This window comes from Bradyrhizobium sp. LTSPM299 (assembly GCF_000938235.1).
GTDB lineage: Bacteria > Pseudomonadota > Alphaproteobacteria > Rhizobiales > Xanthobacteraceae > Bradyrhizobium.
Window position 1 is genome coordinate 211,498 of sequence record NZ_JYMU01000050.1, and the last position, 13,745, is coordinate 225,242.

General features: G+C 63.6%; 11 protein-coding genes, 1 tRNA gene and 1 pseudogene. 11 read left to right on the plus strand and 2 right to left on the minus strand.

Annotated features, from left to right (window positions below; translation table 11 throughout):
- Nucleotides 1-6: 6 nt before the first annotated feature.
- Nucleotides 7-1,404, plus strand: a complete 1,398-nt coding sequence (locus tag UP10_RS27275; RefSeq protein ID WP_044590298.1) for an ethanolamine ammonia-lyase subunit EutB — start codon at nucleotides 7-9, stop codon at nucleotides 1,402-1,404.
- Nucleotides 1,404-2,201 carry an ethanolamine ammonia-lyase subunit EutC gene (gene eutC, locus UP10_RS27280; protein ID WP_197086902.1) on the plus strand — a complete coding sequence of 266 codons (798 nt, stop codon included), beginning with the start codon at nucleotides 1,404-1,406 and terminating at the stop codon, nucleotides 2,199-2,201. The genes UP10_RS27275 and eutC overlap by 1 nt, the downstream gene beginning before the upstream one ends.
- A 106-nt stretch (nucleotides 2,202-2,307) precedes the next feature.
- Here the strand turns inward: eutC and UP10_RS27285 are convergent.
- Nucleotides 2,308-2,384 (minus strand) — tRNA-Met (locus tag UP10_RS27285).
- Between the two features lie 311 nt (nucleotides 2,385-2,695).
- On the opposite strand from UP10_RS27285, the gene UP10_RS27290 reads away from it, so the two are divergent.
- The 9 genes and pseudogenes from UP10_RS27290 to UP10_RS27330 all read left to right on the plus strand — a co-directional run bounded on the left by UP10_RS27290 (nucleotide 2,696) and on the right by UP10_RS27330 (nucleotide 12,089).
- Entirely contained in the window at nucleotides 2,696-4,129 is a 1,434-nt protein-coding gene (locus UP10_RS27290) for a coniferyl aldehyde dehydrogenase (protein ID WP_044590299.1), read from the plus strand.
- 100 nt (nucleotides 4,130-4,229) lie between these two features.
- Nucleotides 4,230-5,860 (plus strand): annotated as a pseudogene (locus UP10_RS27295) (GMC family oxidoreductase).
- 151 nt (nucleotides 5,861-6,011) lie between these two features.
- Entirely contained in the window at nucleotides 6,012-6,527 is a 516-nt protein-coding gene (locus tag UP10_RS27300) for a CvpA family protein (protein WP_044590300.1), read from the plus strand.
- 131 nt (nucleotides 6,528-6,658) lie between these two features.
- Complete coding sequence (locus UP10_RS27305) at nucleotides 6,659-7,441, plus strand: SDR family oxidoreductase (protein WP_044590301.1); 783 nt, start codon at nucleotides 6,659-6,661, stop codon at nucleotides 7,439-7,441.
- Complete coding sequence (locus UP10_RS27310; RefSeq protein WP_044590302.1) at nucleotides 7,438-8,427, plus strand: NADPH:quinone reductase; 990 nt, start codon at nucleotides 7,438-7,440, stop codon at nucleotides 8,425-8,427. The genes UP10_RS27305 and UP10_RS27310 overlap by 4 nt, the downstream gene beginning before the upstream one ends.
- Before the next feature lie 30 nt (nucleotides 8,428-8,457).
- Nucleotides 8,458-9,306, plus strand: coding sequence for an MBL fold metallo-hydrolase (locus UP10_RS27315; protein WP_044590303.1), 849 nt, complete (start codon nucleotides 8,458-8,460; stop codon nucleotides 9,304-9,306).
- A gap of 140 nt (nucleotides 9,307-9,446) precedes the next feature.
- Nucleotides 9,447-10,289 (plus strand): fumarylacetoacetate hydrolase family protein, encoded by an 843-nt coding sequence (locus UP10_RS27320; RefSeq protein ID WP_044590304.1) that lies wholly within the window; start codon nucleotides 9,447-9,449, stop codon nucleotides 10,287-10,289.
- A gap of 143 nt (nucleotides 10,290-10,432) precedes the next feature.
- Nucleotides 10,433-11,044: a glutathione S-transferase family protein gene (locus tag UP10_RS27325; protein ID WP_044590305.1), complete on the plus strand. Its 612-nt coding sequence runs from the start codon at nucleotides 10,433-10,435 to the stop codon at nucleotides 11,042-11,044.
- Between the two features lie 175 nt (nucleotides 11,045-11,219).
- Nucleotides 11,220-12,089, plus strand: a complete 870-nt coding sequence (locus tag UP10_RS27330) for an MBL fold metallo-hydrolase (protein WP_044590306.1) — start codon at nucleotides 11,220-11,222, stop codon at nucleotides 12,087-12,089.
- 431 nt (nucleotides 12,090-12,520) lie between these two features.
- Here the strand turns inward: UP10_RS27330 and UP10_RS27335 are convergent, their stop codons facing one another.
- Entirely contained in the window at nucleotides 12,521-13,669 is a 1,149-nt protein-coding gene (locus tag UP10_RS27335; protein ID WP_044585437.1) for an IS110 family RNA-guided transposase, read from the minus strand.
- Nucleotides 13,670-13,745 lie beyond the last annotated feature (76 nt).

The following is a 13,745-nucleotide window of genomic DNA, read 5'->3' on the forward strand; positions in this document are numbered from 1 at the left end:
CGTTGCATGTCTTATCACACGACGGTTGACGGTACGCGCTGGACCTTTCACGACCTCAAGACGCTGCTTGCCAAAGCTTCGCCAGCCCGCTCCGGTGATGCTCTGGCCGGCGTCGCGGCGCAGAGCGCCATCGAGCGTGTCGCCGCCCAGATGGCGCTGGCTGATCTTCCTCTCAAAACCTTCCTGAATGTCGATCTCGTGCCGTATGAGGAGGACGAGGTTTCTCGTCTGATCCTCGACAGCCATGTTCTGACGGCATTCGAACCGGTGTCGCATCTGACCGTCGGTGGGTTCCGCGAATGGCTGCTCGACATGCGGACCACGACAAGCCATCTGACGGCGCTGGCCCCCGGCCTGACCCCGGAAATGGCCGCCGCGGTATCCAAGATCATGCGTGCGCAAGACCTCGTCGTGGTCGCGGCAAAATGCAGCGTCATTACAGCCTTCCGCAACACGATCGGATCAGCCGGCCGACTCTCCACGCGACTGCAGCCGAACCATCCGACCGACGATTCCCGCGGAATTGCGGCCAGCCTGCTTGACGGGCTCCTGTTCGGAGTCGGCGACGCGGTGATCGGCGTCAATCCCGCGACCGATAGTTTGCAGGACTATGTACGCATCGTCAGCCTGCTCGATAATATCCGGGAACGCCTCGATGTTCCGACACAGACCTGCTGTCTGGGCCATGTAACGACCGCGATCCAGGCCATCAATCTCGGCGCCCCGGTTGATCTCGTCTTTCAGTCCATAGCGGGCTCGGAAAAAGCCAATCGAGGCTTCGGGATCAGCCTGTCGGTCCTCGCGGAGGCCCATGATGCCGCGCTTTCACTGCGGCGCGGCACGGTCGGCCAGAACGTCATGTATCTGGAAACCGGGCAAGGCAGCGCATTATCCGCCAACGCGCATTTTGGAATCGACCAGCAGACGATGGAAGCGCGCGCCTACGCCATTGCGCGGCGGTTCAATCCGCTGCTCGTCAACACGGTCGTCGGCTTCATAGGTCCCGAATATCTCTATAACGGCAAGGAAATCACGCGGGCCGGGCTCGAGGATCACTTCTGCGGCAAACTGCTCGGCGTGCCGATGGGATGTGATGTCTGCTACACCAATCATGCCGAAGCCGACCAGGACGACATGGATGCGCTGCTGACGCTGCTGAGCGCCGCAGGCGTCACCTTCGTTATTGCGGTGCCCGGCGCCGATGACGTCATGCTGAATTATCAAAGCCTGGCGTTTCACGACATCCTCTACGTTCGCCAGACTCTCGGTCGGCGATGCGCTCCTGAGTTCGAGGATTGGTTGCGTCGGATGGGCCTCGCCGACGGGGACGGCCGTCTGCTTGAGAAGGCGGCGTCCGGAGCGATCGGCCCGGCCATTGCGCTGATCGAAACGATGAAAGCCTGATGATGCCGGACGACCCTCCAGATCAGACCGATCCGCTCGTAACGACCGACAAACTGGCGCGCCTGCGCCGCTTCACGCCGGCGCGCATCGCGCTCGGGCGAGCCGGATCCGGACAACTGACTGCGACGGGCCTTCGGTTCATGCTCGATCACGCCCGCGCGCGTGACGCCGTTCACGCCACGCTTGATTTCGAGGCTATCGGGCAAGCGCTTCGGGAACGAGACTGGAGTGTCGTTCGAGTGCGGAGCGCCGCTGCCGATCGGGCAGAATATCTGCGCCGCCCGGATCTGGGGCGTCGCCTTTCACCCACCGGGCGTCTTGCCATCGACGGCCAGCAACGCGGCAACGATATCGCGATCGTCGCCGCCGACGGCCTCTCCGCATCGGCCATCGAGGTCAATCTTCTGCCGTTGCTCGATCATCTGCAGCGATTTTTGTTGGCCCAAGGCCTCACGATCGGACCACTCGTTCTTGTCGAACAGGGGCGGGTCGCAATCGGTGACGAGATCGGTGAACTGCTCGGCGCCAAGCTGGTCGTCGTCCTGATCGGCGAACGTCCGGGTCTGTCGGCGGCCGACTCGCTCGGTGCCTATATTACGTGGCGGCCTCAGATCGGCTTGATGGATTCGAGCCGAAATTGCATATCCAATATCCGTCCGGCTGGCCTGGCGCCGGAAGACGCGGCGATGCAGATCGTCGGCTTGATCGAACTCGCGTTCAAGCATGCCGTGACGGGCGTCCAATTGAACGATTTGCGCGCAGCAGAACCAATCCTGGTGGCCGGACCGCGAGAATAAGCGAATGGGCCGAACCCACGGGCCAAGTTATTGATGTTGGTCCGGTCGATATTCGACACAAAAACCCCAGCCAATCATTTGAGATTGCTGGGGTTTTTTATCAACTTGGTTGCGGGGATAGGATTTGAACCTATGACCTTCAGGTTATGAGCCTGACGAGCTACCGGGCTGCTCCACCCCGCGTTAAACCGTGCGTGCCTTGCAGAAGAGGGCCTGAGGCGGTCGGCCAACGCGTCTAATTGCGCCGATCGATCCATCCGGAGGGCTTCCTGAGAAGGCGACCCGGGCCGAAGCCATCGGGTGCGAGGGGTATGTACCAACGCAGGTGTGGTTTGGAAAGCCCCGCGAGCGGGTTTTTGAGGTTTTTGTGACGCGGAAATCGCCCGGTTTCCTGTCATAATCGCCTCCGGGAACCAGGCCTTGCCAGAAACCGCGCAAAAGCGGAGCTTGGCAGCAACAAAACGCCCAAGAAACGTCATCCGAGGGGAAATGCCATGGACCGGCCATTGAAGAGTCCCGGGCTGCACGCGCTCGAAGATACCTTCCAACGCCAGATCGAGCTATCGCGGAGCGAGCCTGCGCCGACATTGCAGGCGCGGCTCGACCGGCTGAGACGGCTGCGGGCCGCGGTCACCGAGAACGAGACGCGGTTCGAGGCCGCGATCTCGGCCGATTTCGGCCATCGCTGCACCGTCGAGACCGTGATCGCCGAAACCATGCTGGTGCTTGGCGAGATCAAGCACGCCGCCAAGCACCTCAAGCGCTGGATAACCCCGCAGAAGATTGCGACCACGGTGCAATTCGCACCCGGGCGGAATCGCCTGATCCCGCAGCCGCTCGGCGTGGTCGGAATCATCGCGCCCTGGAACTATCCGCTGCAGCTCACGCTGGCGCCCGCGGTGGCCGCGATCGCGGCCGGCAACCGCGCGATCATCAAGCCGAGCGAGTTGGTGCCGCGATTCTCCGAGCTTCTGGCTGAGGTCGTCTCCAGGAAATTCGACGCCACTGAGCTTGTCGTGACCGACATCGACGACGACATCGCCAAGGCCTTTGCCGCGTTGCCGTTCGATCATCTGATCTTTACCGGCTCGACCCGGGTCGGCCGGCTGGTCGCGGAGGCCGCTGGACGCAATTTGACACCGGTGACGCTCGAACTCGGCGGCAAGTCGCCGGCGATCATCGACCGCTCCGCCGACATCGACGAGGCGGCCCAGCGCATTGCCTATGGCAAGCTGCTCAATGCTGGCCAGACCTGCATCGCGCCCGACTATGCGCTGGTGCCGGAAGCCTCCGTGCAGCCGTTCGCGATGCGGCTCAACGGCCATATCCAGCACATGTTCGGTACTGATCCGGTCAATCCCGATTACACCTCCATCGTTTCGGACCGCCATTACGCGCGACTTGAGAGTCTGGTGGCCGATGCCGCCGCCAAGGGCGCGACCATCCTGCAGCCGGCCGCGCCGAACGATCCCGAATGGAAGAGCAAGCGCAAGTTTCCGCCGACCATCATTGTCGATGCGACGCCTGACATGACTGTCATGCAGGAGGAGATCTTCGGACCGCTGTTGCCGATCATGGGCTACCGCGATGCGCCTGATACGATCGCCTACATCAACAGGCACGACCGCCCGCTCGCGCTGTATTGGTTCGGCACTGACAACGCCGCGCGCGACGAGGTGCTGGCGCGCACGGTGTCCGGCGGCGTCACCGTCAACGACTGCCTGTTCCACTTCGCACAGGCCCACCAGCCGATGGGCGGCGTCGGCGCCTCCGGCACCGGCGCCTATCACGGCGAATGGGGATTTCGGACGCTGACCAAGCTGAAACCGGTGTTCTATCGCTCGCGCTTCAACCGGCTGGCCGATCTCTATCCGCCCTATGGCGCGAAGATCGCGCGGCTGGAGAAGCTGATGCGGTTGTTGTCGTAGTCGTCATTCCGGGGCGCGCGCAGCGCGAGCCCGGAATCCATCAAGCCGCAGACTTGGTGGCTAAATGGATCCCGGGCTCGATGCTTCGCATTGCCCCGGAATGACAAAGAAGACTGGGGGACACGTGACTGAGACATTCGATTTCGTGGTGGTAGGCGCAGGCTCCGGCGGCTGCGCGGTGGCGGGGCGATTGTCGGAGGATCCGGCGACGTCGGTCGCGCTGCTCGATGCCGGCGGCAGGAACGACAATTGGGTCGTCACCACGCCGGGCGCGCTGGTGCTGATGGTCGCGGGCACCGTCAACAACTGGGTCTTCAACACCGTGCCGCAGAAGGGCCTCAACGGCCGCACCGGCTACCAGCCGCGCGGCAAGGGGCTCGGCGGTTCCTCGGCAATCAATGCCATGGTCTATATCCGCGGCCATCGCTGGGATTACGACCATTGGGCATCGCTCGGTAACAGCGGCTGGTCGTTCGACGACGTGCTGCCCTATTTCAAGCGTTCGGAGAACAATTCCGATTTCGACGGCGAATATCACGGCAAAGGCGGGCCGCTCGCGGTCAACAAATTGCGCTCGGGCAATCCGATCCAGCAGACCTTCCTGCAGGCAGCGCAGGAAGCCCAGTTCCGCATCCGCGAGGATTTCAACGCCGACGACCATGAAGGCGTCGGCATCTACCAGGTGACGCAGAAGAACGGCGAACGCTGGAGCGCGGCGCGCGCCTATGTGCATCCGCATATCGACAAGCGCGCCAATCTGCGCGTCGAAACCGGCGCGCAGGCGACACGCATCCTGTTCGAGGGCAAGCGCGCGGTCGGCGTCGAATACAGACAAGGCAAGGAGCTGAAGCAACTCCGCGCGCGGCGCGAGGTGATCCTCGCCGCCGGCGCATTCCAGTCGCCACATTTGTTGATGCTCTCGGGGGTCGGCGACGCGGCCGCGCTCGGCAAACAGGGCATTGCCAGCGTGCATGATCTGCCCGGCGTGGGACAGAATTTGCAGGACCATCCGGACTTCATCTTCGGCTACGCGTCCGACAATCCGAACTTCGCCGGCATCTCGCTGAAGGGTATGCCGCGGCTGATCCGCGCCATCCTGCAATACCGACGGGAGCGCCGCGGTCCCCTCACCTCGAACTTCGCCGAATGTGGCGGCTTCCTGAAGACGCGGCCCGATCTCGATATCCCGGACATCCAGCTGCATTTCGGCATGGCCATGGTCGACGACCACGGCCGCAAGCGCCATAGCGGCACCGGCTTCTCCTGCCATGTCTGCCTGCTCAGGCCGAAGAGCCGCGGCAGCGTCGCACTTGCGAGCAGCGATGCGATGCAAGCGCCGCTGATCGATCCGAATTTCCTCGGCGAGGATGCCGACCTCGAGGCGATGGTCGCAGGCTACAAGACCACGCGGCGGCTGATGGAAACCCCATCGCTACGCGCCCTGCAGCAGAAGGACATGTTCACTTCAGACGTGCGAAGCGACGACGACATCCGCAACATCCTGCGGCGCGCGTCGACACCGTCTATCACCCGGTCGGCACCTGCAAGATGGGCGTTGACGATCCCCTTGCCGTAGTCGATCCGAAACTGCGCGTGCATGGCCTCGAAGCCCTGCGCGTGGTCGACGCCTCGATCATGCCGACCCTGATCGGCGGCAACACCAATGCGCCGACCATCATGATCGGCGAGAAGGCCGCGGATATGATCAAGGAAGAGATGCGGGCGGGGTGAGGTTGCGGTAGTCCTTCCACGTCATTGCGAGCGGAGCGAAGCAATCTATAGTGCCGCAAGCGGAGACATGGATTGCTTCGCTCCGCTCGCAATGACGGCGGCGTAGGGCTACGAAGTCAATTCAGTGCCGCGGCGGTTCGGGCAGGTTTCCATGAACACTTTCGACGCTGTCATTTCCCTTGGATTGCTGTTCGCGGTCGTGACCGGCTTCAGCACCGGCCTGTTGCGCAGTGCGGTCACTATCCTGGCCTATCTCGTCGCAATGCCGATTGCCGTTACCGTGATGTCGATGATCGGGCCCCGCATCGCTGACTTGCCGACGTCGCCCTTTCCGTCCAACGGCGTGTTGTTGTTCGGCCTTTTTCTGGTGATCGGCGTCGTGCTCGGACATCTGGCGCGGACGATGCTTAACGACACAATCGGTTCCGAGGTCGGGATCGGCGACCGGCTCGGCGGCGCGCTGCTTGGGGCCGTCAGGACCGGCCTCGTCGTGACCACCCTCGTGCTGGTTTTCGACCAGCTGGTGCCACCGGCCAACCAGCCGCAATTCCTCAACGGCTCGCAGCTGCGGCCGCTGTTTTCGGCAGTCGGCCAGACCGGAATCCGGTCGTTGCCGCCCGAAGCCACCATGGCGATCGAGCGGCTGAGGCGGGAGCGGCGTATTTAAGCCGCACGCCGGCTGTTTCCCGCCCGGCATGCACTTATGCATTGCACATCCCTTATCGGCAGCGCCGGGTCTGGCTAGACTGGCGCCATCGAACCTTTACAAACTGACCCGACATCAAAGGGAGTGCAATCGTGGATCTCGGAATCAAGGGCCGCCGTGCCATCGTCTGCGCATCGAGCAAGGGACTGGGGCGCGCCTGCGCGATCGCGCTCGCCAATGAGGGTGTCCACGTCACGCTGACCGCGCGCGGCGCCGAGGCGCTGAAGCAGACCGCCGATGAAATCCGAAAGGCCCATCCCGGCGTCACCGTCACCGAGATCGTCGGCGACATCACGACGCCGGCCGGACGCGAGGCCGTGCTGAAGGCCTGCCCCGATCCCGACATCCTGATCAACAATGCCGGCGGCCCGCCGCCCGGCGATTTCCGCAACTGGACCCGCGACGACTGGATCAAGGCGATCGACGCCAACATGCTGACGCCGATCGAGCTGATCAAGGCCACCGTCGACGGCATGATGGCGCGCAAGTTCGGCCGCATCGTCAACATCACCTCGGCGGCAGTGAAGGCGCCGATCGAAATCCTCGGCCTGTCCAACGGTGCCCGCGCCGGCCTCACCGGCTTCGTTGCCGGCCTTTCGCGCAAGACCGTGATCAACAACGTCACCATCAACGGCCTGTTGCCAGGCCCGTTCGAGACCGATCGTCTGCGCAGCACCGGCAAGGCCGAGGCCGAAAAGCGCAACGTTCCGATCGAGCAGATCCTGGCCGAGCGTGCCAAGCTGAATCCGGCCGGCCGCTTCGGCCAGCCCGACGAGTTCGGCGACGCCTGCGCCTTCCTGTGCGGCGCCAAGGCGGGCTTCATCACCGGGCAAAACATCCTGCTCGATGGCGGCGCCTACCCGGGCACCTTGTGAGGGCGGTCTGGTACGAACAGACCGGCGCGGCGCCGACGGTACTCACCGTCGGCGAGATGCCGACACCCGACGCCGGCCCTGGCGAGGTCCGCGTCCAGCTCGAGGCCTCCGGCGTCAATCCGGCCGATGTCGGACGCCGCAGCGGCAACTATCGCGCGATGGACTTTCCGCGCGTGATCCCGAACAGCGACGGCGCCGGAATCATCGACCAGGTGGGCGAAGGCGTGATGCGCTTTGCGCTCGGCGACCGCGTCTGGCTGTTCAACGGCCAGCGCAACGGCCGGGCCTTCGGCACCGCTGCCGAATACATCACGCTCGCCGACTATCTGGTGACGCCGCTGCCCGAGGACGTCTCCTTTGCCGCAGGCGCGACGCTCGGCATCCCCGGCATGACTGGGTGGTGCGCGCTGTTCGCGGACGGGCCGATCGCAGGGCAAACCGTGCTGGTCACCGGCGGCGCCGGTGCAGTCGGCCATTACGCGGTGCAGCTCGCAAAGTGGGGCGGCGCACGCGTCATCGCGACGGTGAGTTCAGAGGTCAAGGACATGGAGGCGCGGCTGGCCGGTGCCGACTTCGTCGTCAACTACCGCACCGAGGACGTGGTGGCCCGGGTGATGGCGTTCACCGAGAACCGCGGTGTCGACCGCGTGGTCGACGTCGATTTCGGCGGCAACCTTGCGACCACGCTGAAGTTGATGGCGTTCAACTCCACGATCGCGGTGTACGCCACCAACGGCAACCGCACACCCGTCGTGCCGATGCGCGAGCTGATGGAGAAGTGCATCACGCTGCGCTCGCTGGTGCTGTTCGCACTGCCGCCGCCGCTGCTCGCGGCCGCGCAGGAGGACATCACCAAATGGCTCGCCTCGGGCACCCGCGTGCACAATATCGCCGGACAATTCGCGTTGGCCGAGACCGCACTGGCCCATCTCGCGGTCGAGAAGGGCGACAAGATCGGTACCGTGATCGTCGATTGCGCAAGATAATAAACGAGATAACAAACAGGGAAGCGCCGCATGCAATGGACGGTCGGCAAGGTCAGGATCACCAAGATCGTCGAGCTCGAGACGGTCGGCAGCACCCGCTTCATCCTTCCGCTCGCCGGCCGGGAGGAAATTCAGAACCTGCCCTGGCTGATCCCGCATTTCGCCAATGCGGACGGCCGGCTGAAGATGTCGATCCATTCACTGCTGGTCGAAACGCCGGAGCATCGCATCATCGTCGACACCGGGCTTGGCAACGACAAGCAGGGCCGCAATGTGCCGACCTGGAATAACCGCAACGAGCCATTCCTGGAGAAGCTGACCGCGGCCGGCTTTGCGCCTGACAGCATCGACACGGTGCTGTGCACGCATCTTCACGTCGACCATGTCGGCTGGAACACAAGGCTGGTCGGCGGGCAATGGGTACCCACCTTCGGCAACGCGCGTTACGTGTTCGGCAAGACCGAGTTCGAGCACTGGCGCGACCACAGCGATGATCCCGCGCACGCTGCGGTGTTCGCCGACTCCGTGAAGCCGATCGCCGACGCCGGCAAGGCCGAGCTTGTGCCGAGCGACATTAGGCTGACCGACGAGATCACGCTGATCCCCACCCCCGGCCACAGCCCGGGCCATATGAGCATCCACATCGCCTCCGGCGGACAGCAAGCCCTGCTGACCGGCGATGCTGCCCATCACCCGTGCCAGATGTATCACCTCGACTGGTCGGCGACCGTCGATTCCGACCCGAAGCAGTCGGCCGTGACACGGCGCGAGCTGTTTGCGCGCTTTGTCGACACCCCGACGCTGGTGATTGGCGGGCACTTTGGTGCCGGCCATATCAAGCGCGACGGCGATGCCTTCAAATTCATCGCGTTGAGTTGATTGGGCCAAAACAGCCTTGAAATAAGGCTTGGCTGCAATGCAGCGCGCTCAGGGCCATTGAATTTCCCGCCGCGCTGTTCCATGAAGCTTGCCGAGGTATACCAGCTAACGATCGTCAGAAACCGTAGGGAGAGATCAACATGAAGCTTGTTCGTTATGGCGAAAAGGGTGCGGAAAAACCCGGCCTGATCGATAAATCCGGCCAGCTCCGCGACCTTTCGGCCCATATCAAGGACCTCGCCGGCGAGACCTACGCGCCTGATGTGCTGAAGAAGCTGGCCGCCCTCGATCCCGGCTCCCTGCCCGCCGTCTCCGGCAAGCCGCGCTTCGGCGCGCCCGTCACCGGTATCTCCAAGTTCGTGGCGATCGGCCTGAATTATTCCGACCACGCCAAGGAAACCGGCGCAGCGATCCCGACCGAACCGATCATCTTCATGAAGGCGAACACGTCCCTGAGCGGCCCGAACGACGCAGTCGAAAAGCCGCGTGGCTCGACCAAGCTCGACTGGGAAGTCGAAATCGCCGCGATCATCGGCACCCGCGCCAAGTACATCTCGGAAGCAGACGCGCTGAACCACGTTGCCGGCTACTGCGTCTGCAACGACGTCTCCGAGCGCAACTTCCAGACTGAACGGCTGGGGCAGTGGACCAAGGGCAAGTCGCACGACACCTTCGGCCCGGTCGGCCCCTGGCTCGTCACCAGGGACGAAATCGCCGACGTGCAGAGCCTGTCGATGTGGCTCGACGTCAACGGCCAGCGCCGCCAGACCGGCACGACCAAGACCATGATCTTCACGATGGCGAAGTGCATTTCCTACGTCTCGCAGTTCATGACGCTGCTGCCCGGCGACATCATCACCACGGGCACGCCACCCGGCGTCGGCCTCGGCATGAAGCCGCCGACCTTCCTCAATGTCGGCGACATCGTGACGCTCGGCATCGAGGGTCTCGGCGAACAGCGCCAGGAGATCATCGCGGCGTGAGGCACGGCGCCGAACACCCGCGCCAACTACGTCATTGCGAGCGAAGCGAAGCAATCCATTCTTCCACGTGTGCGGATGCATGGATTGCTTCGTCGCTTCGCTCCTCGCAATGACGCTCTAATCCGATAATACAGGGGCATCCCATGAAACTCACCTTCTCTCCCGCCTCCCCGTTCGCCCGCAAGGTGCGCATCGCGGCGATCGAGTTGGGCTTGATCGACAAGATCGAATTCGTGCCGGCCAGCGTCGCGCCGGGCCAGGCCAATGACGAATATTCGAAGATCACGCCGCTGAAGAAGCTGCCGGTACTGATCCTCAACAATGGCGATGTGATTCTCGATTCCTACGTCATCGTCGAGTATCTCAACGAGATCGGCGGCGGCGGTTTGATCCCGGGCTACGGCCCGCGGCGCTGGAAGGTGAAGACCGATCACTCGCTGATCAATGGCATGCTCGATTCGATGCTGCTGTGCCGCTACGAGAAGATGGTGCGGCCGCAGGGCACGCTGTGGCAGGCTTGGCATGACGACCACTGGAACCGGGCGTGGACCGGCATGGCGCGGTTCGAGAACCGGCCGGAGGTCCTGAACGGCTCGTTCGACATCGCGCAGATCGGGCTTGTTTGCGTGCTCGGCTACGCCGACTTCCGCTTCGCCGATTGCGGCTGGCGCAAGGCCTATCCGAAGCTCGACGCCTTCTACCAGAAGGCGCTGGAGCGTCCGTCGGTGAAGATCTCGGTGCCGCCGGCGGCGTAAGGCGGGGGGCGTGGGAGGTTGAGCATGCGCGACAGCTTCCCGATCTCGCTCTTGTGATGATGACGGTGGCAGCCCGATACGGCCAACCGAAGGAAGGCCTTGCGGCGATGGATATCCTTGCCAAAATTGTCATTCCCGCCGTGCGCGACGCGCGCTGATCTACTTAAGGAATGCCATGAGCCTGAAATTCACCGTCGGTGACATCACCATCCATCGGATCGTCGAGCAGGAGACCACGTTCCTGCCGGCGCTCGACATGTTGCCCGGGCTGACGCCCGAACTGCTCACCGAAAATCGCGCATGGATGAAGGCCGCCGGCGCGCTCGACGACAGCGATACGCTGATCCTGGCTTTCCAGTCCTATGTCGTGAAGACGCCGCATCACACCATCCTGATCGACAGCTGCATCGGCAATCACAAGCCGCGGCCGCTGCGGCCAGCCTGGAACATGAAGACCGATGACACCTATCTGAGCGGACTTGCCGCCGCGGGTTTTTCCGTCGGCGATATCGACTACGTGATGTGCACGCATCTGCATGTCGATCACGTCGGCTGGAACACGCGGCTGGAGAAAGGCCGCTGGGTGCCGACCTTCCCGAACGCGCGCTATGTGTTCGACAAAGCCGAGTTCGACTACTGGACCGAAACCAACGCGAAGACGGAGGTCGCGCCGTTCGTCGACAGCGTGCTTCCGGTGGTCGAAGCCAACAAGGCCGAGATCGTGCACCACGATTTCGCGATCGGCGATCACACACGCATCCTGCCGACGCCCGGCCACACGCCGGGCCATGTCGCCTTTACTTTCGGCCGCGGCAAGGACGACGCGGTGTTTTCAGGCGACCTGATGCACTCGCCGATCCAGACGCATTATCCGGAACTGTCGGCGAAATTCGACGTCGATCAAACGCTCGCTGCGAAGACCCGCCGCAGCTTCCTGGAGCGCTATTGCGACACCGAGACGCTGTGCTGCACCGCGCATTTCCCCTCGCCATCGACCGGGAAGATCCGGCGCAAGGGGAACGGGTTTGTGTGTGAGGTGGCGTGACGTAGGCAACGTCGGCGCGTAGGGTGGGCAAAGCGAAGCGTGCCCACCATCCCGAGCACAGCGTCGATGGTGGGCACGTCGCTGCGCGCCTTTGCCCACCCTCATATGGGGATTTGTGAGTCAAGGCTGTCCTTCGGGTCTGGATCAGGATTGTGGAGTAAGAGGGCGGCGCGCGGAGCCATGCGTAGCGCAGCGCGACGACCGGGCAACGGGCGAGGATTGGCTTGCGAAGTTTGCAGCAGCTCACTGCATCACCTCATATCCGGTCGGATTGTTTGATCCGTACCCACCTTCCGCATGCTTGCGGCGAGGAAGCCTGGCGAGGATGAGACCCATCTACGAAACGGCGGTTGAAGCCCTAGGGTGGCACGGTCATCATCCATCCCGCACGGAGCGCGGCGAAGCCGCGGCGCGTGGTGACGTGGTTTGTTTTATGCCTTCATGGTTGCCTGCTCGGGAACCAGGCCGGTGGTGAGGTAACGCCACAGCGCCACGATCAGCTTGCGCGCCAGTGCGACGATGGCGATGCGTTTGGCGCGCTTGCCGGCGTTGGCCGTGCGGGTACGGAACCAGCGGCTAAGCGCGCTGTCACCCTGATGGCGGAGCCAGAGCCAGGCCAGTTCGATCGCCTTGTGGCGGGCACGCCGATTGCCGGCCTTGCTGATGCCCTGCTCGCGATCGATGCCGCCGCTGCGCCATGGACTGGGCGTCAGGCCGCAATAGCCGGCGACCTCGCGCCTGTTGCGGAAGTCCTTGTAGAACAGCTCGTGCACCAGGGTTGCGGTGAAGGCCGGACCGAGCGCCTTGAGGCGGAGCAACAGATCTCGTCGCTCCGCGATCGGTGCCGGAACGGGAAGGGCTTGTGCAGCTTGTTCTTCTTCCAGCGCCGCCAACTGCTCGCGCACCAGCATCAGCCGCACATGCTCGCGCTTGGCCTCGGCCAGAAGATGTGCCGGTAGCGGCTGGCCCTGCCAGTCGCGCTGTCGCGCGAGCCAGGCGAGCCAGTCTCGGCGCCGCGGGTTGCCAACCGCCAGTCCCAACAGGCGCAGCAGCGCCTTGACCCGGTTGGTATGGGCCGTCTGCTCGGTGACCAGCCGGTCGCGTTCGCGGCTGGCGCGCCGGGCGTCCTCGGCTTCCACGCTCGGCACGCGAACGATCCGAACCACCCGCGGCTCACCCCGCAAATAGGCCATCAGGGTGCGCAGCAGAAGCTCGCCGTCGATCCGATCCGTCTTCGCCCGCCGCGCCCGCTGTTCCACCGCAATGCTCGCAGGGTCGAACACAAAGTTCGTGATCCCGGCTGCTTCCAATAGCCGATGCAGCCAGAAGCCGTCATAGCCCGCCTCATAGCAGCTCACTACCCGCGGTACCGATCCGAGCTTCTCCGCCGCCCGGGCGCGGGTCCGTTCGATCAACGCCAGCAGTTCGGCGTGATCGCCCCCCTCAAGCTTGTGGCGCGAAATCCGCTCCCGGTCCGGGCTGTGCAGCGTCACAAGCCACGTCTTCTGACTCAGCTCGATCGCAACGAAAATTGTGCCATTATACTCCGCGGTGGGCGTGTCTATGGTCGATGCTTGCATCTGACTCTCCGATGGTTCGAGTGTGGAAACCCAAACCTATCGGAAAGGCCACGCTCACCGCCCCATGGAATCTACG

What these genes read in the sequence shown, in the direction of transcription:
- UP10_RS27275 (WP_044590298.1), top strand. Translation starts at nt 7, where the DNA reads ATGTCTTATCACACGACGGTTGACGGTACGCGCTGGACCTTTCACGAC.
- eutC (WP_197086902.1), top strand. Translation starts at nt 1,404, where the DNA reads ATGATGCCGGACGACCCTCCAGATCAGACCGATCCGCTCGTAACGACC.
- UP10_RS27290 (WP_044590299.1), top strand. Translation starts at nt 2,696, where the DNA reads ATGGACCGGCCATTGAAGAGTCCCGGGCTGCACGCGCTCGAAGATACC.
- UP10_RS27300 (WP_044590300.1), top strand. Translation starts at nt 6,012, where the DNA reads ATGAACACTTTCGACGCTGTCATTTCCCTTGGATTGCTGTTCGCGGTC.
- UP10_RS27315 (WP_044590303.1), top strand. Translation starts at nt 8,458, where the DNA reads ATGCAATGGACGGTCGGCAAGGTCAGGATCACCAAGATCGTCGAGCTC.
- UP10_RS27320 (WP_044590304.1), top strand. Translation starts at nt 9,447, where the DNA reads ATGAAGCTTGTTCGTTATGGCGAAAAGGGTGCGGAAAAACCCGGCCTG.
- UP10_RS27325 (WP_044590305.1), top strand. Translation starts at nt 10,433, where the DNA reads ATGAAACTCACCTTCTCTCCCGCCTCCCCGTTCGCCCGCAAGGTGCGC.
- UP10_RS27330 (WP_044590306.1), top strand. Translation starts at nt 11,220, where the DNA reads ATGAGCCTGAAATTCACCGTCGGTGACATCACCATCCATCGGATCGTC.
- UP10_RS27335 (WP_044585437.1), bottom strand. Translation starts at nt 13,669, where the DNA reads ATGCAAGCATCGACCATAGACACGCCCACCGCGGAGTATAATGGCACA.